We start from the raw sequence: 18063 nt of genomic DNA, 5'->3' as shown, positions 1-18063 counted from the left end.
TGCACCACCGTCATTTCCTGGGAGGAACACCCTCATGCGCAAGTTCTCGTGGCGCGCCGCGCTCCTCGGCGGCGCCCTCGCCCTGGCCTCGCTCTCGCCCGCTTCCGCCACCACCTTCACCTGGGCCACGGCGAACGACATCCTGGGCCTCGACCCGCATGCCAACAACCATGGCGTCACCAACGCCATGAAGAGCAACATGTATGAGCCGCTGGTCCGCCGCGAGGCCGATGGCTCGCTTCGCCCGGCACTCGCCGAGCGCTGGGAGATGCCGACGCCCACCACCTGGCGCTTCCATCTGGTGCGCGGCGTGCGCTTCCATGGCGGCCAGCCCTTCACCGCGGCCGATGTGCTCTACAGCCTGGAGCGCGTGCGCCAGAACGACATGGCCTATACCGTCGCCTCCATCACCGGCGCGCGGGCGATCGACGACTTCACGGTGGAGTTCGAGACGCGCGGCCCGAACCCGATCCTGCTCCAGGACCTCACGCTGTTCTTCATCATGAACCGCGCCTGGGTCGAGCAGAACAACGCCTTCGCCGTGGCGCGCGCCGGCCAGGCGGGGGCCACCAACAGCTTCGTCCAGCTCAACGCCAACGGCACCGGCCCCTTCCGTCTGGTCGAGCGCCTGGCCGATGAGCGCACGGTGCTGGTGCCGAACCCCGACTATCGCGAGCGGCTGGAGCACGGCATCACCCGCGCCGTCTTCCGCCCCGTGGCCAGCGCGCCGACCCGCGTGGCGGCGCTTCTGAGCCGCGAGCTCGACCTCATGTACCATGTGCCGCTGCAGGACATCCCGCGCGTGCAGAATGCGCCCGGCATCCGCCTGATGCAGGGCCCGACGGCGCGCACCATCTACCTCGCCATGGATGTGGCGCGCGCGGAGAGCCTCGAAGCACCCGGCACGCCGAACCACATGCGCGACGTGCGCGTCCGCCGCGCCATGTACCAGGCGATCGACATGGACACGATCCGCCGCGTCATCCTCCGCAACTCCACCACGGCGGCGGGCCTGCCCATCGCGCCGGCCGTCGGCGGCTTCGACGCGGCCGCCAATGAGCGCTTCCCCTTCGACCTCGAGGCCTCGCGCCGCCTGCTGGCCGAGGCGGGTGCGACCAACTTCCGCGTGGCGCTGGGCTGCCCCAACAACCGCTACGTGAATGACGAGGCGATCTGCCAATCCGTCGTCGCGATGCTGCAGCGGGCCGGCATCCAGGCGCGGCTCGATGCCGTGCCCTTCGGCCGCTTCCTCCAGCGCGGCGCGAACAAGGAGTTCCAGTTCTGGCTGCTGGGCTGGACGCCGGGCAATTTCGACATCACCAACCCGGGCCGCGAGCTGCTGGGCGAGGGCAGCTTCAACTGGGGCGGTTTCCAGGATGCCGAGATGGCGCGCCTGCTGGGCGAGATCGGCGTCGAGGCCAACCAGGCCCGCCGCCAGGAACTGGCACGCGCCTATTGGGCCCGCTTCCGCGAACTCGTGCCGATGATCCCGCTCCACCAGGAGCCGCAGGTCTTCGGCGTGCGCGAGACGGTGGCCGACTTCCAGATGCGCGTCTCCGAAGACCTGGAGCTGCGCGGCGTCCGCATGCGGCGCTGAAGCCGGAACATCGTCCCGGCGAAGGGGGGCTCCGGCCCCCCTTTTTCATGGCCGGCGCTGGGCCGCCTCAACTCCGGCGACGGCGCCAGGCGCCCGGCGTCATCCCCATCCGCCGGCCGAACAGCGCGGTGAAATGCGACTGGTCGGCGAAGCCGCAGAGCTGCGCGATCTCGGCGAGCGGCAGGCTGTGATCCTCCAGGTATTCGCACGCCTTTTCGATCCGCCGCGCCGTGACATACGCGCGCGGCGTCTCGCCCATCGCCGCCTTGAAGGCGCGGCCGAAATGAAAGGACGAAAGGCAGGCCACCGCGGCCATCTCCGTGATCCCGAAGGACTCCGCGAGATGCGCCTCGGTCCAGTCGAGTACGGCCTTGAGCCGCGCCGGCGCCAGCGCCCGCACCTCGCCCGTGCTCGCCACCGCAGGCCGCCGGAGCCGGAGCAGCAATCCGACCAGCGCCATCGCGGCCCCCTCGCTGAACAGCCGGCCTTCCGGATTTTCGTCCACCGCCTCCGCCCAGATCAGCTCCATCAGCCGGGCGATGGCGGGCGAACGGAAGCTGCCCGCGTGCAGCGCGCCGAAATCGGCGGTGCAGCCCGCCTCCTCGGCCAGCTCCCGCAGCAGCCGGGCGGGCAGGGAGAGGAAGCTCTTCTGGTGCGGCGCGTCCACGGCGAAATGGGTGGCGACGCCGGGCGGCTTCAGCACCAGGTCCCCCGCGCGGAAGGGCAGGCTGTGCCGCCCGGCGCCGATGTCGAACTCCATCCGTCCGCGCCCGCGCTCATTGATGGCGAGGGTGTAGTCGGCCGTCGGCGGGTCGGGGAAGGCGCCGGCCGGCTGGCGGAACCGCACCAGCGCGAAGGGCGCCATGCCGATCCGCCGGTGGGCGCTGACGAAGCGGGCGTAGCAGCCCTGGCCATAGACATCGGCCAGACTGGCGCCGCGACTGGCATCAGGGCTGGCCTCGGGCGCGGATGGGGCGGGGCGTCGCATGCCTCGCCTACGTTCCGAAACCGGGACTGGTTACGGCCCGGGGCGCCATCCGCTTTCCGCAATCGGGCAACAGGCTTCCGCCCGAATCTCCAAGAAGCGGCGCCGCCTCCCCCCGCAGTCTTGGTCGCAGGGGGTCGTCCATGCCGGGTGGCCCTCTCGGGTTGAGACCAACAAGGCAGGAGCCACACATGACACAGCCATCCACCCTTCGGCGCGCGCTTCTCTCCACGGGCCTCGCATTCCTCGCGCTCGGCATGGCGAATGCCGTGCGGGCCGAGGGGGAGGGCACGGCCAACTACATGCCCGACCGCGTGGCCGAGATCCTGATGGAACAGGCCCGTCTCGCCGGGATGCCTACCTGCGAGGCGGTGCTGGTGCCCGTCGGCAATGACGGCACCTTCCGCCTGACCTATCGCGTGGTGCGCCCGGGCCAGCCCGCCGTGCCGCGGCCCATCAACGCGATGAGCGCGGTGGTGCAGAGCTCGGCCTGCCCACGCTGAGGATCATGGCCGGGGCGCGCACCGCCCCGGCCGCCCTCAGCCAAACAGGAAGTCGCTGGTCGAGAGTTGATTCGCGCTGGTGAGGCCGGTGAGCGTGATGGCGATGTCCGACGTGCCGTCGCCATTCACATCCACCAGCACCTGGCCCGCCTGCATCCGGGCCTCGCTGTTGTCACTGCCGCCCGTGAAGGCGCCGGTGCCGAGCCAGGCGAAGCGGCCGACCATGGGGGACTGGATGACCAGCAGATCGCCCTCCGCCGCGCCGCCATCCAGCGTGTTGAAGTCGGTGACGCGGTCCGTCCCCGCGAGGCCCGGCGAGAAGTGGAAGCGGTCCGCCCCGGTGCCGCCGATCAGCACGTCCGAGCCCGCGCCGCCGGTCAGCCAGTCATCGCCCGAGCCGCCCGAGATCCGGTCCGCCGCCGCGCCGCCGGTCAGCGTATCCGCCCCGCGCGTGCCCGAGAGCGAGAGCCGTCCATCGGCGCCGGCCGGGTCGTCATCCAGGATGGTGCCCACGCCCATGCCATCGGCGATGGTGGCCCGCTGCGGGTTGCTCAGCACCAGGGTGAAGCCCTCATTCGCCTCATCCAGCGCATCGCCTCGGATCGCGACCTTCACGGTCTTGCTCTGCTCGCCCGGCGCGAAGGTCAGCGTCCCCGCGGCGGCCACGAAATCGGCCTCCGTCGCGGTCCCGGCGCGCGTCGCGTAGTCCACCGTGACGGTGGTGGTGGCGGGTGCCGAGAGCCGCACCTCGAAGCTCGCCATGGCGCCGCCCGCCGCATCGTCCAGCAGCTCGAAGGCGAGCGGGCGGAGATAGTCCATCTTGTTCTCGTTCACCGTGCGCCAGTCATCCTTCAGGATGCCGCCGGTGTCGCCCGAATTGGGATTCCAGGACCAGAAGGTCCAGCTGATGCCCTGCTGGCCGGGCGCGAGGTCATTCGTGCCGTTGTTGTCGAAATCGCCGGAAAGGTAGGAGGTGATGGCCTCGAACCAGGGCGCGTCCTTCGGGTCCTGCAGCTTCGTGCCGAATTCGCCAATATAGACCGGCGCGATCCCCTCCTTGAAGATGTAGCCCCACATCTGGTCGAACTTCGCCGGCAGGTTGGCCGGGAAATCCGGGCCCTGGAACCAGGGCTGGGCGTAGATCGAATTCGGGTAGTCATGCGCCGAATAGACCAGCTTGCCCGCGACATCGAGCTCGATCGGGCGGTCGCGCACACCCATCAGGTTGCCGCCCCACCAGTAGTTCTGGCCCTCATAGCTGGCGACACCTTCGACGAAGATCAGCCAGTTCGGGTTCACCTCGCCGATGGCATTGCCCGCGCGCTCGGCCGCCGCCGCCCAGTCCCGCGCGCCGCCGCCGCCCCAGGTGCCGTTGTGCGGCTCATTGTGCAGGTCGGCGCCGATCACCGTCGGATCATTGCCGTAGCGTGTGGCGAGCATCTGCCAGTCGGAGATCCAGCCCGCCTCGGTATAGCGGTCATTGTACCAGAGCCCGTTCTCCGAGGTGCCGTTGCCCGCATTGCTGCGATGGTGGTCCAGGATGACGCGCAGCCCGATCTCGCCCGCCTGGGCGATGATCCTGTCCATCACCTGGAGCGGCGTCAGGCCGCGCAGATCCGGGTTCTGGTTGTAATCAATGCCCAGCGCCTGGCCGGTCGCGTGCAGCATCTCGCTCGAGAAGGGCAGGCGGATGGTGTTGAACCCCTCATCCGCCATCTGCTGCATCATCTCCTTGTAGGAGCGCGTCCAGAGCCCGTTGGGCGACATGTTCGTGCCTTCGAAGCCGAACCAGTTCACCCCGCTGATCAGCACGCTGTCGCCGGCCGAATCCACGATCTGGTTGCCGCGCGTGCTGAGCCAGCCCGTGGTGGCGATGAGGTTCCCCTCCTGGATCGAGGCGTCGCTCACGGTCAGGCTCGGCAGGTCGTCATTCAGGATGGTGCCGGTCGCCGTGCCGCGGCCGATGGTGGCGCCGCTGGGCGTGGAGAGGACAAGGCTCAGCGTCTCATCCGCCTCCATCGCCGTGTCGCGGGTGACGGCGACGCTGACGGTCTTGCTCGTCTCGCCCGCCGCGAAGGTCAGCGTGCCGCTGCGCGCCGCGTAGTCCGACCCGGCGGTGGCGCTCCCATTGGCGGTGGCGAAGTTGACCGTGACCGGCGTGGCGCTCGCCTGTGAGAGCGTGACGGTGAAGACGAGGCTCCCGGCCCCCTCCGCCGCGCTGGCATTCGCCACCGAAAGCGTGGGCCCGCCCGGCGCCGTGTCGTCATTGCGGATGGTGCCGATGGCCGACCCATCGCGGATCGTCGCCCCCTGCGCGCCGGAGAGGGTGAGGTTCAGCGTCTCATTCGGCTCCACCACCGTGTCGCCGCGCACCGCGACGGTGATGGTCTTGCTGGTCTCGCCCGCCGCGAAGGTCAGGCTGCCGCTCTTCGCCGTATAGTCGGAACCGGCCGTCGTCGTCCCGTCCGAGGTCGCGTAGTTCACCGTGACCGGCGTCGCGCTGGCCTCTGAGAGCGTGACCGTGAAGCGCATGTCGCTGGTGCCGCTCGCCCCCTCGGCCAGGCTCGCATCGGCGATGGAGAGGCTGGGCGTGCTGGGCGTCGCCGTGCCGTTCAGGACCAGGCCGCTGACCGACCCGCTCGGCCCGCCCGAGGCCTGGAAGCCGAAGCTCGTCTCGCCACCCGCCGCGACCTTGCCGTTATAGTCCTGGTTGCGGATCACGTAGCGGGTGCCGACATGGCTCACGATCACGGCATTCCAGATGTTCGTGATGGTGAAGGGCGCGTCGAATTCCGCGGTCCAGCCGTTCAGCCCGCCCGCGCCGGCCGTCACCGTCATGGCGGCGGTGAAGCCCGCCCCCCAGTCGCTGCTCACCTTGTAGGCGAGCCTGGCGTTGCCAGGCGCGGGTGAGGCGTCGTCATTGGTGATGGTGGCCGTCGCACTCCCATCGGCGATGGTGGCCCCCATGGCGTTGCTGAGGTTGACGGTGAAGGCCTCATTCGCCTCCACCGCCGCGTCGCCCGTGATGCTGACCTGGATGGTCTTGCTGGTCTCGCCCGCCGCGAAGGTCAGCGTGCCGGATTTCGCCGTATAGTCCGAGCCCGCCGTCGCCGTGCCATTCGCCGTGGCATAGGCGACACTCACCGGCCCGCTCGCGGCGGCGGAGAGCGTCACGGTCAGGTTCATCACCTTCGTGCCCGCATTGCCCTCCGTGATGCTGGCATCCGCGATGGCGAGGCTGGGCAAGGCGGGCGCCGCGCTGTCGTCATTCACGATGGTGACGATGCCGATGCCATCGGCGATGGTGGCGTTGGTCGGCTCGGAGAGGCGGATGCGGTAGCTCTCCGTCGCCTCCAACAGCCGGTCGCCATTGATATGCGCGTGGATGGTCTGCGTCGTCTCGCCCGGGGCGAAGGTCACGATGCCGTCCAGCACCTCGTAATCCACATCGCCGTTCGCCGTGATGTCCTCGCTCGTGTAGCGCACCGTGACGGGGACGGCGGAGGCCTTGGAGAGCGTCAGCACGATCCGCATATGCGTCAGATCCGCATCGCCCTCATTGGTGCTGTAGTCGGTGATGGAGATGCTGGGCGGGGTCGTGGGGGCCGTGTCCACGTCATTGTCCCGGATGGTGCCGATGGCCGTGCCATCCAGGATGGTGGCCCCGCGCGCGGCGGAGAGCTGCACCGTCATCGTCTCGGTCAGTTCGGGGATGCGGTCGCCCAGCACGGCCACGCTGAAGGTCTTGCGCGTCTCGCCGGGCGCGAAGGTGACGGTGCCGACGGCCGCCGTGAAATCCTCGCCCGAGCGCGCGCTGCCGGTCAGCGTGGAATAGCTGACGCTCACCTCCGTGCTCGCCGCCTGGGTGAGGGTGACGGTGAAGACCAGGTTCACCGGACCGGCATCGCCCTCCACCACCTGCGCATCGCTCACGGAAAGCCCGGGCGGGGAGGGCGCGGCGTCGATCGCCGCCTGCCACTCGGCGCGCAGCCCCGGGTCGCGCGCCACGATGTTGCTCATCTCCAGCGCGCCCAGGCTGACCCCCGCCAGCGTGTAGCTCTGCCGGTTGCCGACGATGGTGATGACGGTGGAGCCGCCCACTTCCGTGATCTCGATCTCGCTCGCCTTGAACCAGCCGAAATCCAGCTTGTCCGCCGCCGGGTCGAAATCGAGCCGCGCGGCCACGCCGTAATCCCAGTCCAGCGTGAAGGTCTCGCCCGTGACGCCGCTGGGCGGGCTGCCACTGCCGACCCCGGTCGGCCAGGCATTCGTCCCCGCGATGGGCAGCCCCTGCGGGACCACCTGGCTGTCCGGCACCACGGTGAAGCCGAGCTGCAGATGCACCCGGTCCTCCCGCACCTCGGCCGGGTAGAAGATGAAGTTGGTGACGCTGAGCTGCGCCTTCGTCACCCCCAGCAGGATCAGCGCCTGGCCGGTGCCCGCATTGGCGATGATCACGCCCTCCGCGCCATCGCTCATCGAGATCTGCTCGCGCGAGCCGTAGTAGCGGAAATCCACCCGGTCGGTCGCCGGGTTGAAGGCGACGCGGTCGATCTGCCCCAGCTCGTGCGAGCGCGCATAGACGGTGTTGGGCGCGGCGGTGACACCCTGCTCCCAGGCCAGCGCGCCGCTCAGGCATTGCCGCAGGTGGTCGTTCTCGATCGGCGTGAAGCTGTTGATGGTGAGCTGCCCGAGCGAGACGCCCTGGATGATGATCGTCTCGCCCGACCAGGGGTCCATGAAGCCCACGCCGGTCGCCGTATCCACGACGATGAAGTTGTGCACCGAGACTCCGCCGAAATCGAGCTTGTCTCGCGCGGGGTCGAAGCCGGTGATGTCGGCGCCGCTGGTGGTGACGGCGAAGATGCGTCCTTCGGTGGCCATGGTCAGGTTCCTCTTCCGGCGATGTCGCGGGCGGTTAGCAGCAGCATCGCCGCCGGCGGCCGCGCGGGGGCCGGGCAATCGATGAACCGGGCCGGAAACTCGTTGAGGCGGGCCGCATCGCCTCCCTGCGCGCGGCCGTGCTGTAATGCGCGCCGAGGACGGGCGGATTCCCCGCCGCGCCGGAAGGAGGTGCCATGGCGGATCTGCGCGCGCCGCACGGGAGCTGGGTGCGCCGCCCCGGCCTGTGGCGCGTGCTGGCCGCCGGCTGGGCTGTCTTCGCGGTCATCGACGTGATGACGCGGCTGCGCCTCTACGAGGAGGCCTGGGTCGCGCTCGGCGTCTCGCTCGCGCTCGATCCGCTGATCTTCCTGCTGGCGGCCGGGCTCTTCCTTGCCTTCGACCGGCTGGGCTTCGAGGGGCGCATCACCTGGCGCGCGCTGCCCTGGATCCTGGGCCTCAGCCTCGCCGCCTCGGGCGTGGTGGTGGCGGCGGGCTCCTTCATCCGCAGCCGCTTCGAGCTCGCCATGGCCGGATGGGGGCCGCATGAGGCGGTGGCCATCGTGGCCGTCCACTACTTCCTCATCTTCACCATCTGGAGCCTGGTCTGCTTCTGGATCAAGGCGGAGATCGCCCGCCAGGTCGAGGCGGAACGCGCGCTGGAGGCCGAGGGCCAGGCGCTGCGCACCGAATTGCAGCGCCTGCGCCTGCAGCTCGACCCGCATTTCCTGTTCAACGCGCTGAACGGCATCGGCGAGGAAATCCCAGAGAATCCCGAGGCCGCGCTCGCCATGCTGCGCGACCTCTCGACCTTCCTGCGGCAATCGCTGACCGGGATGGACGTGACGATCGCGACCGTGGCGGATGAGGCCGAGGCGCTCGCCTCCTATCTCCGCGTGCAGGAGGCGCGCTTCGGCGCGCGGCTGAGGGCGCGGGTGGATGTCGAGGAGGCTGCCGGCATGCGCCCCATCCCGAGCTTCCTGCTGCAGCCTCTGGTGGAGAACGCGATCAAGCACGGCCGGCGCGAACCGCGCCTCGAGGTCACCGTGGAGATCCGCGCCGAGGGCGAGGCGCTGGCCATCCGTGTCGCCAATACCGGCGCGCTGGCGCCCGCTTCACCGGGCGGCGCCGGCATCGGCCTCGCCAATATCCGCCGCCGTCTCGCGCTGCATTATCCGGGCCGGCACGATTTCGCGCTGGAGCAGGCGGGCGGCGTGGTGGTGGCGCGGCTCAGGCTGGAGGGGGCGCCATGCTCCGCGCCGTGATCGTGGATGACGAGCCGCTGGCCATCCGCGCCATGCGCCGCCTGCTGCTGGCCCATCCCGAGGTGGAGGTGGTGGAGACGGCCGACAGCCTCGCCACCGCGCTGGAGGCGATCGGCCGGACGCGGCCCGATGTGGTGCTGCTCGACATCGAGCTGGGCGCGGGGGATGGCTTCGAGGTCATCGCGCGCCTTGCGCCCGCGCCGCGCGTCATCTTCGTCACCGCCCATCCGCAGCACGCGGTGCAGGCCTTCGCCGTGGAGGCGGCGGACTACCTGCTCAAGCCCGTCCGCCCCGACCGCCTGGCCGAGGCGCTGGCCCGCGTGGCGCGGCATCGGGGCCCTGCCGCCGCGCCGCTCGGCCCGCCGATCGAGCTGCGCATGCCAAGCCGCACCGTCATGGCCGACCCCGCCGAGGTCGCGGCGCTCTGCGCGGAGGGAGATTTCACGCGCGTGCACCTCGCGGGCCAGGGCTCGCTGCTGATCCTCAGGACCCTCAGCCATTTCGAGGCGCTGCTGCCCGCGCCGCCCTTCCTGCGCGTGGGCCGCTCCGTCCTGCTCAACCTTGGCCGCGTGCGGCGCGTGGAGGCCGAGGGGCGCAACCTGACGCATGTGACGATCGAGGGCATGGAGGCGCCGCTGGGCTTGGGCCGCGTCGCCGCCGCGCGGCTGCGCGCGGCCCTGTCGGCGCGGTGAGGGGACCTCAGCCGGGACGGATGTCGTTCTCGCGCACCACCTGGCCCCATTTCTCCCAATCCGCCGCATAGACGCGGGCGAAGGCCGCGCGCCCGCCGCTGGCCGGCTCCGCGCCGAAGCCGCGGATGCGGGTGATGACATCGGGCTGCGCCAGGATCGCGCCCACCTCCTCGGCCAGGCGGTCCAGGATGGGGTCGGGCGTGCCGCGCGGGGCAAGCAGCCCGCCCCAGAAGCCCACATCATAGCCCGGCAGGGTCTCGGCGAAGGCCGGCACATCGGGGTAGAGGGGCGAGCGTTGCGCGGTGGTGACGGCAATCGCCCGCAGCGTGCCCTCCTGCAATTGCGCGCGCGGCGTGAAGAGCCCGTCATGCGCGAGGTCCACCTCGCCGCGGATCAGCGCGGTGATGGAGGGCTGGTTGCCGGAATAGGGCACGAGCGTGGGCTCGATGCCCGTGCGCCGCATCAGCAGCGCCATGGCGAGGTGGTTCACCGCCCCCGTGCCGGGGTTGGAGATGGTGAGGCGCGCGCCACGCTCGCGGGCGAGGGCCAGGAATTCCGGTACGCTGCGTGCCGGAAAATCCGGGCGGCAGACGAGGGCGAGCGGCGCCGACTGCGCCATCACCACCGGCACCAGCGCCTGCATCGGGTCCATGGTCGCGGTGCGGTTCACCAGGATGGCGATCTGCGTGGAGGGCGAGGTGTAGAAGAAGGTGGTGCCATCCGGCGCCGAGCGCGCCACGAGCTCAGCCGCGACCACCGTGCTGGCGCCGGGCCGGTTCTCCACGATGAAGCTGCTGCCCGGGATGCGTTCGGCGAGCTTGGCGGCCAGCAGCCGCGCCACGATGTCATTGGCGCCGCCGGCCGCGAAGCCAACGACGAAGCGCACCGGGCGGTTGGGCCAGGCCTGCGCGCGGGCGAGGCCGCCGGTGAGCGCGAGGCTCGGCGCTGCGAGCATCAGGACGCGGCGTTGCATGTTCATCCTCCCCCTGTTTCGCCGGAGGCTGTCACGCGCCGCCCGCGCCTGTCCACCGCCACTATTCGAGACGGATGTTGAGGTCCCGCACCACCACGTTCCAGCGCTCACGGTCGGCCGCGATGAAGCGGCCCGTCTCCTCCGGCGTCATCGTCACCGGAAGGGCGGCCTGGGTGCGGAAGATCTCCTGCACGGCCGGCTGGCGCACCGCCTGGCCCGCGACCGCGGAAAGGCGCTGCGCGGCGGCGGCGGGCATGCGCGCGGGGCCAAGCAGGCCGAACCAGTTGGCCGCCTCCACGGGCGTGCCGAGCTCCGCCATGGTCGGCACATTGGGCAGAAGTGCCAGGCGCTCCGTGGCGCCCAGCCCCAGGATGCGCGCGCGGCCGTCGCGCGCGATGGCCTCGGCCGGGCCGGCATTGAGGAACATCACATCCACCTGGCCGCCCAGGATGGCGGTGGAGGCCGGCGCCGCACCCGTGAAGGGCACGTGCAGCATCTCGACGCCCGTCGAGCGCATCAGCCGCTCCATCGCGAGGTGCGAGGTGGAGCCGATGCCCCAGGAGGCGAAGGTGAGCTGCCCGCGCCGCGCGCGCGCCAGGCCGAGGAAGCCGTTGAGATCCTCCACCGGCAGGCCGGGCCGGGTGATCAGCACGAAGGGACCGCGGGCGAAGATCGTCACCGGCGTGAAATCCGCCACCGCGTCATAGGCGAGGCGCGGATAGACCAGCGGGTTGATCGCATGCGTCTCGGCATTGGCGAGGATGAGCGTGTGCCCATCTCCGCGCGCCTGCGCCACCGCCTGCGTGCCCACCGCGCCATTCGCACCCGCGCGGTTCTCGATCACCACCGGTTGGCCGAGCGAGGCGGACATGACGGGGGCGATGGCGCGCATGACGACATCGGCGAGTCCGCCCGCATTCCAGGGGACGATGACGCGCACCGCCTGGTCGGGGAAGGCGAGCGCCGGCGTGGCCAGCACAGGCAGGATGGCACCGGCGCCCAGCAGCGCGCGGCGGGTGATGCGATGGGTCATTCTTCTTCCCTCCCAGGAATGCCGCCGGTGATCCGGTCTGGCGTTGTTACCGATCCCGGCCAGAGTGGCCGGAATTGTCAAATTTGGAGTTGATCGCCTCTGGTGGGCTTACCAAAGGCGTGAATCAGCCTCCCGCCGAAGGTGGGACATCGAGGCGAACGGCGATACCCTCCAGCTCCGGGCTCACGGCGGGGTAGCGCGTCATTACCAGCGGGTCATGGCCGGGGATGATATGCGCTTCGCTGTCCGCCACCGCGCGCAGCCGGTCGAAGCCCTCCAGCATCTCGCCCACATGGAAGGCGGTGCTGAAGGGGCGGCCCTCCTCCATGTTCGCGTAGAAATGCGTGACGTCGGAGGCCAGCACGACGCAGCCGCGCGCCGTCTCCACAGAGACGAATTGCAGCCCGGCCGAATGCCCGCCCGTGGGGTGCAGCTTGATGCCGGGCCAGGGCTCCACCACGCCGTCATGGAAGGCGACGCGGCCGGCGAAGTTCATCCGCACGATGCCCACCACATCCTCCACCTCGAAGGAATGGGCGAGGTGCCTGTGCCGCATGTAGCGCCCGGTCGCGTAGTGCATCTCGGGCTCGCGCAGGTGGAAGCGCGCGCGAGGGAAGAGGTGGAAGGAGCCGACATGGTCGTAGTGCAGATGCGTCAGCACCACGTCTTCCACCGCCTCGGGTGCCACGCCCAGCAGGCGCAGCGATTCCACCGGGCAGCGCAGCCATTCGCGCTTGCGTTTCGCCGCGACCTCGGCCGTGAAGCCGGTGTCCACCACCACCGCGCGCCCCGCCTTCACGCAGGCCCAGACGAAGTAATCCATGGGCATGGGGCCATCATGCGGGTCGCCGCCGATGAAGTGCTGCGCCGCCGTCGCATCGCGCCGCGCATAGCGCAGCGCATAGACCTCCCAGCTCATGCCTCTTCCCCGATGGTGACACCCGCCCATTCCTCGACGACGCGCGCCACGCTGGTGAAGTCGCTCTCGGGGCCGAATTTCGCGCTGGTGACGGCGAGCATCTGCCGCACCGCGCTGCCCACCACCATGGGAATGCCCATCGCCTCGGCCTCGTCCACGCAGAGCCGCACATCCTTGTGCGAGAGGCCGGTGGCGAAGCCGAAATCGAAGCGGCGCGGGATGATCGCCTTGGGGAACTTGTCCTGCGTCGCGCTGTTGCGGCCGGAGGAGACGTTGATCACCTCGCACATCAGCTTGGGGTCGAGGCCCGCCTTCACGCCCATCGCAATGGCTTCGGAGGAGACGACGAGCGTGGCGGCGGCCAGCAGGTTGTTGCAGAGCTTCATCACCTGAGCCGCCCCCGGCTTCTCACCGCAGAAGAAGGGCTTGCCCACGATCCTGAACACCGGCTCCAGCGCGTCGTAGCGCTCGCGCGGGCCCGAGACCATGACGGCGAGCGTCCCCGCCGCCGCGCCGGATCGCCCGCCACTGACCGGCGCATCCAGCACGCTGCGACCCTGCGCGCCGAAGGCCTCGTGCAGTTCGCCCGCCACGCGCGGGCCGGTCGTCGAGAAATCCACCAGCGTGCGCGCGCGCTGTCCCTCGATCACGCCGCCGGGGCCGATCGCCACCTCGCGCACGATGGCGGGCGTGGGCAGGCTCACGAAGACCACATCGGCGCGGTCCGCCACCTCGCGGATGCTGCCGGCCGGCTGCGCGCCAAGCGCCACCAGCGCCTCCACCGCCTCCGGCACCCGGTCATACACCACCACCGCATGGCCGGCGGCGAGCAGCCGCCCCACCATGGGCCGCCCCATCTGTCCCAATCCCACGAAGCCGATCACCTGGTCCTGCATGGCGTTCTTCCTTCCCTTGTGTCGTGATGCGTCGCTCAGGTGCTGGCGCGCTGGATGATCTCGAAGCGCAGATCCACCGTCGCCGGTCCCGATTGCCGGCGCCCGATCCGGTCCAGCAGGATCTGGGCCGAGCGCGTGCCGATCTCGTGGCGCGGCAGATGCAGCGTGGTGACCGGCGGGTTCATGTGCGCCAGCAGGTCCACATTGTCGAAGGCCGCGATGGCGACACGGCCCGGCACCGCCCAGCCGCGCCGCTGGCATTCCAGCACGGCGCCGGCGGCCAGCACGTCGCCCGCGAAGAAGATGGCGTCGGGCGGCTCGCTCTCCATCAGCCGCACCAGGGCCTCCGCACCCGAAGCCAGGCCCGGCGGCATTTCCAGCATCCAGCGCGGCTCCAGCGGCAGGCTCAGCTCCGCCAGAGCCTCAGCGAAGCCCAGCTGCCGGTCGCGCGAACGGGCATTGGCCGCCGAGGGCAGCGTCACCAGCGCGATCCGCCGATAGCCGAGCCGCGCCAGGTGCCGCGTCATCGCCCGCGCCGCCTCGCGGTTGGAGTAGGAGACGACCATGTCGAGCGGCGCCTCGGTCAGCGTGCCGTTCTCCACCACCGGCACGCCGGCGCGACGGATCATCTGGATCGCGCCCTCGGTGTGCAGCGTGTCATGCAGGATGAGGCCGGCCACGCGCTGCTCCAGGAAGGCGCGGATCGCGGCTTCCTCCGCCTCGGGCCCATAGCCGGAATCGGCGATCATCAGCTGGAATCCGGCGCGGCGCAGCACGTCCGAGATGCCCTTCACCGTGGCGGCGAAGAGCGAATTCTCCAGCGAGGGCACGACGAGGCCCACCACCTCCGACCGCCGCGAGGAGAGCGACCCCGCGAGGCGGTTGGGCACATACCCCACCTCCCGCACTGCCGCCTCGACGCGCGCGCGCAGCTCGGGCGAGACGAGTGCGGGCTCGCGCAGCACGCGCGAGACGCTCATGGCCGAGACGCCGGCCGCGCGCGCCACATCGCGCATACGTAGCCCGGGCGATGTCTCCCCGGCCACTTCGCTACTCGACCCGGATGCGCGCGTCGCGCACGACGGCCGCGATCTTCTCCACCTCCGCGCGGTAGAAGCGGCCGAATTCCTCGGCCGTGCCGCCCACCACCTCGGCGCCCATCTCCAGCAGGCGGGCGCGTTCGGCGGGCTCTGCGATGACCGTGTTGAAGGCGGCGTTGATGCGCTCCACCGCGCGCGGGTTCATGCCGGCAGGCCCGAGGCAGGCATACCATTCCTCGATGGCGAAGCCGGGCAGGCCCTGTTCCGCCACCGTCGGCACATTCGGCAGATAGGGCGCGCGCGTGGCGGAGGTGACGGCGATGGCGCGCAGCGAACCGTCCCGCACGAAGGGCAGGGTGGAGGAGGCATTGCCGAACATGAGCTGGATATGCCCGCTCACGAGATCCGCCAGCGCCGGCCCGCCGCCGCGATAGGGCGCATGCACCATGTCCACCTGCGCCGACAACTTGAACATCTCGCCCGAGATGTGCACGGCCGAGCCAATGCCCGGCGAGCCGAAGGTGAGCCGCCCCGGCTGCGCGCGGGCCAGCGCGATCAGATCGGGCACGTTGCGCACCGGCAGCGAGGGATGCACCACGAGGATGTTCGCGACGCGCGCCAAATTGATGATGGGTGCCAGGTCCCGCACCGGATCATAGGGCTGGCGCGTGAGAAGTGCGGCCGAGATGACGGTGGAGGTCACCATGCCGAAGGCGTGGCCATCCGTGTTCATCCGCGCCATCTCGGCCGCGCCGATCGCGCCCGAGGCGCCGCCGCGATTCTCCACCACCACCGGCTGGCCGAGCAGGGCGGCGAGGCGTGGCTGGAACTGTCGCGCCAGGATGTCCGTCGTGCCGCCCGGCGGCCAGGTGACCAGCATCCGCACGGGGCGCGTCGGGAAATCCTGCGCCAGCGCAGGCGTGGCGAGCAGGGCCCCGCCCAGCAGGGCGGCACGGCGCGTTGTCGGCATCACCATGGTCATCTCTCCCGTGTTTTTGTTCTTCATGCGGCGGACCAGCCGCCATCCATCGGCAAGGCGGCGCCCGTGATCGCCGCGCCCTGGGGACCGCAGAGGAAGGCGACGAAACCACCCACCGCCGCCGCCTCCACGAAGCGCCCCGAGGGCTGCTTGCCCGCGAGGAAGCGCGCGGCGGCCGCTGCCTCGTCCAGCCCCTCCCGCGCCGCCAGCGCCGCGACGCGGCCCTGGATGTTGGGCGTGAGCGTGGAGCCGGGGCAGAGCGCGTTGCATGTGATGCCCGTGCCCGCCGTCTCGAGCGCCACCGCGCGCGTGAGGCCGATCAGCGCGGTCTTGGTGACGACGTAGCCCACACGCTCCGTGGCGCCGACAAGCCCGTAGATCGAGGACATGTTGATGATGCGCCCCCAATCCCGCGCGCGCATGCCCGGCAGCAGCAGCCGGATCAGGTGGAAGGGGGCGGAGAGGTTGGTGGCGAGGTCGCAATCCCAATCCGCGGGCGGCATGGCTTCGACCGGCCCGAAATGCCGTGTGGCGGCGTTGTTCACCAGCACATCCATGGCGCCCGCTGCTTCGGCCAGCGCCGTGACGGCGTTGGCATCGGCGAGGTCCGCGCGGATGTAGCGCGCCGCCACGCCATGGCGCCGCGCGATGGCCTCGGCGGCGGCCGCACCCTCGGCGGGCTCGGCCAGGCCGTGCAGCACCACGGCGCAGCCCTGGGCGGCCAGCGCCTCGGCGACCGCGAGGCCGATGCCGCCGGTGGAGCCGGTGACGAGGGCGCGGCGGCCTTGAAGCATGCGGGTCTGCTCTGGGATCGGTATCACAAATGCGAGTGAAGCGCGTCGCCCAGCTCATCGCAAGCCCTGGCAGCATGCCTTGCCGGCATCGGCCCTGCTGGTTAGCGTTACCAAAATCCCGGAGATACCGCCTTGCTCAGCCCGACGCCCGTCGCCACCGCCCTCGGCCGCTTCGTGGCGGAGACCCGCTGGTCCGGCATCCCCGCAGGGGTCCGGCGCGAGGCGCCGCGCGCGCTGCTGAACCATCTGAGCTGCGCCTTGGGTGTCGCGCAGAGCCCGGTGGTGCGGGGCGCGCTGGCCGCGCTCAGCCCCTTCGCCGGCGCGCCCACGGCCACCGTCTTCGGCCAGGGTGTGAAGCTCGATCCGATGTCGGCGGCCTTCGTCAACAGCATCGCCGGCAACCTGCTCGACTATGACGACACGCATCTGGCGACGGTCATCCACCCCGCCGCACCCGTGGCGCCCGTGGCGCTGGCGCTCGCCGAGCAGCGCGGCCTGTCAGGCCAGGCGGTGCTGGAGGCGCTGCTGCTGGGGATGGAGGTGGAATGCCGCATCGGCCTCGGCGTGGCGCCCGGGCATTACGATCGCGGCTGGCACATCACCTCCACCACCGGCGTCTTCGGTGCGGCGGCGGCGGCGGCGAAGCTGATCGGGCTGGACGCCGCGCGCACCACCCATGCGCTGGGCCTTGCCGCCAGCCAATCCTGCGGCATCATCGAGAACCTGCCCAATGCCGGGAAGAACGCCAGCATGGGGAATGCCGCGCGCAACGGCATCCTCGCGGCCTTTCTGGCGGAAGCGGGGTGGGAGGCCGCCCCCACCGCCATCGAGGGCCGCAACGGCTGGGCCCGCGCCACGGGCGACGAGCCCGATGTGGCGGCGATGGCGGGCGATCTCGGCACGCGCTGGGAGGCGTCGCGCATCACCTACAAGCCCTATCCCGCCGGCATCGTCTTCCACGCGGTGATCGAGGCGGCGATGCGGCTGCAGGGCCCGGCGGAGGAGATCACGCATGTGCTGGTGGAGGGTGACGCCCTGCTGCTCAAGCGCGGCGACCGTGTGGTGCGGACGGGTGGCGATTCCCGCGTCAGCATCCATCACAGCGTGGCGCTGGGTCTCGTGCGGCGGCGCGCGGGCGTGGCGGAGTTCGAGCAGGCGGCGGTGGATGATCCGGCGCTCAGCGCCGTGCGTGCCCGCGTCGAGGCGCGGGTGGATGCCAGCCTGCCGCGTGGCGCTGCACGCCTGACGGCCACGCGGCGCGACGGCACGCGCCAGGTGGAACTGGTGGAGCACCCCACGGGCAGCGAGGCCAATCCGATGAGCGACGCGGCGCTGGAAGCGAAGCTGCGCGAGAACCTCGAACTCGGCGGATTCGCGCCGCGCGGCGATGCGCTCGTCGCCGCAATCCGCGGCCTGGAGGGCAGCGCCGGCACATCCGAACTCATGGCGCTCCTCGCCTGAGCCTGATCGCCCTGGGTGCAGGCACAAAAGGCGTGAATCAGCCTC

General features: G+C 70.7%; 14 protein-coding genes. 5 read left to right on the top strand and 9 right to left on the bottom strand.

Features of this window, described 5'->3' with window-relative positions:
* The first annotated feature begins 34 nt into the window (after window positions 1–34).
* A complete protein-coding gene (locus ACQ860_RS04110; RefSeq protein WP_431302139.1) occupies window positions 35–1597 on the top strand; it encodes an ABC transporter substrate-binding protein in 1563 nt (520 codons plus the stop codon).
* A gap of 67 nt (window positions 1598–1664) precedes the next feature.
* Here the strand turns inward: ACQ860_RS04110 and ACQ860_RS04105 are convergent, their stop codons facing one another.
* On the bottom strand, window positions 1665–2585 hold the full coding sequence (locus ACQ860_RS04105; RefSeq protein ID WP_431302138.1) for a helix-turn-helix domain-containing protein: 921 nt from the start codon (window positions 2583–2585) through the stop codon (window positions 1665–1667).
* Window positions 2586–2773: 188 nt separating this feature from the next.
* Between ACQ860_RS04105 and ACQ860_RS04100 the strand changes: the two genes are divergently transcribed.
* On the top strand, window positions 2774–3085 hold the full coding sequence (locus ACQ860_RS04100; RefSeq protein ID WP_431302137.1) for a hypothetical protein: 312 nt from the start codon (window positions 2774–2776) through the stop codon (window positions 3083–3085).
* Between the two features lie 36 nt (window positions 3086–3121).
* On the opposite strand, the gene ACQ860_RS04095 is transcribed toward ACQ860_RS04100, so the two are convergent.
* The gene (locus tag ACQ860_RS04095; protein WP_431302136.1) at window positions 3122–7969 is read right to left on the bottom strand and encodes a Calx-beta domain-containing protein; all 4848 of its coding nucleotides are present in this window, start codon (window positions 7967–7969) and stop codon (window positions 3122–3124) included.
* 194 nt (window positions 7970–8163) lie between these two features.
* On the opposite strand from ACQ860_RS04095, the gene ACQ860_RS04090 reads away from it, so the two are divergent.
* Both ACQ860_RS04090 and ACQ860_RS04085 read left to right on the top strand, forming a co-directional pair.
* The gene (locus ACQ860_RS04090) at window positions 8164–9231 is read left to right on the top strand and encodes a sensor histidine kinase (protein ID WP_431302135.1); all 1068 of its coding nucleotides are present in this window, start codon (window positions 8164–8166) and stop codon (window positions 9229–9231) included.
* Window positions 9216–9923, top strand: coding sequence for a LytR/AlgR family response regulator transcription factor (locus ACQ860_RS04085; RefSeq protein ID WP_431302134.1), 708 nt, complete (start codon window positions 9216–9218; stop codon window positions 9921–9923). The genes ACQ860_RS04090 and ACQ860_RS04085 overlap by 16 nt, the downstream gene beginning before the upstream one ends.
* A gap of 7 nt (window positions 9924–9930) precedes the next feature.
* On the opposite strand, the gene ACQ860_RS04080 is transcribed toward ACQ860_RS04085, so the two are convergent.
* The 7 genes from ACQ860_RS04080 to ACQ860_RS04050 all read right to left on the bottom strand — a co-directional run bounded on the left by ACQ860_RS04080 (window position 9931) and on the right by ACQ860_RS04050 (window position 16557).
* Entirely contained in the window at window positions 9931–10896 is a 966-nt protein-coding gene (locus ACQ860_RS04080) for a Bug family tripartite tricarboxylate transporter substrate binding protein (protein WP_431302133.1), read from the bottom strand.
* A gap of 61 nt (window positions 10897–10957) precedes the next feature.
* Window positions 10958–11929: a Bug family tripartite tricarboxylate transporter substrate binding protein gene (locus tag ACQ860_RS04075; RefSeq protein WP_431302132.1), complete on the bottom strand. Its 972-nt coding sequence runs from the start codon at window positions 11927–11929 to the stop codon at window positions 10958–10960.
* A gap of 124 nt (window positions 11930–12053) precedes the next feature.
* Entirely contained in the window at window positions 12054–12848 is a 795-nt protein-coding gene (locus tag ACQ860_RS04070; protein ID WP_431302131.1) for an N-acyl homoserine lactonase family protein, read from the bottom strand.
* Window positions 12845–13783 carry an NAD(P)-dependent oxidoreductase gene (locus ACQ860_RS04065; protein ID WP_431305720.1) on the bottom strand — a complete coding sequence of 313 codons (939 nt, stop codon included), beginning with the start codon at window positions 13781–13783 and terminating at the stop codon, window positions 12845–12847. The genes ACQ860_RS04070 and ACQ860_RS04065 overlap by 4 nt, the downstream gene beginning before the upstream one ends.
* Complete coding sequence (locus ACQ860_RS04060) at window positions 13780–14760, bottom strand: LacI family DNA-binding transcriptional regulator (RefSeq protein ID WP_431302130.1); 981 nt, start codon at window positions 14758–14760, stop codon at window positions 13780–13782. The genes ACQ860_RS04065 and ACQ860_RS04060 overlap by 4 nt, the downstream gene beginning before the upstream one ends.
* Window positions 14761–14794: 34 nt before the next feature.
* Window positions 14795–15760 (bottom strand): tripartite tricarboxylate transporter substrate binding protein, encoded by a 966-nt coding sequence (locus ACQ860_RS04055; protein ID WP_431302129.1) that lies wholly within the window; start codon window positions 15758–15760, stop codon window positions 14795–14797.
* A gap of 26 nt (window positions 15761–15786) precedes the next feature.
* Entirely contained in the window at window positions 15787–16557 is a 771-nt protein-coding gene (locus tag ACQ860_RS04050; protein WP_431302128.1) for an SDR family NAD(P)-dependent oxidoreductase, read from the bottom strand.
* A gap of 132 nt (window positions 16558–16689) precedes the next feature.
* Between ACQ860_RS04050 and ACQ860_RS04045 the strand changes: the two genes are divergently transcribed.
* Entirely contained in the window at window positions 16690–18018 is a 1329-nt protein-coding gene (locus tag ACQ860_RS04045; protein ID WP_431302127.1) for an MmgE/PrpD family protein, read from the top strand.
* Window positions 18019–18063 lie beyond the last annotated feature (45 nt).

This window comes from Sediminicoccus sp. BL-A-41-H5 (genome assembly GCF_050632405.1).
In the GTDB taxonomy this organism is placed as follows: Bacteria; Pseudomonadota; Alphaproteobacteria; order Acetobacterales; family Acetobacteraceae; genus Roseococcus.
Note: the sequence above shows the minus strand (reverse complement) of the source record. Positions and strands in the feature narration are given on the sequence as shown.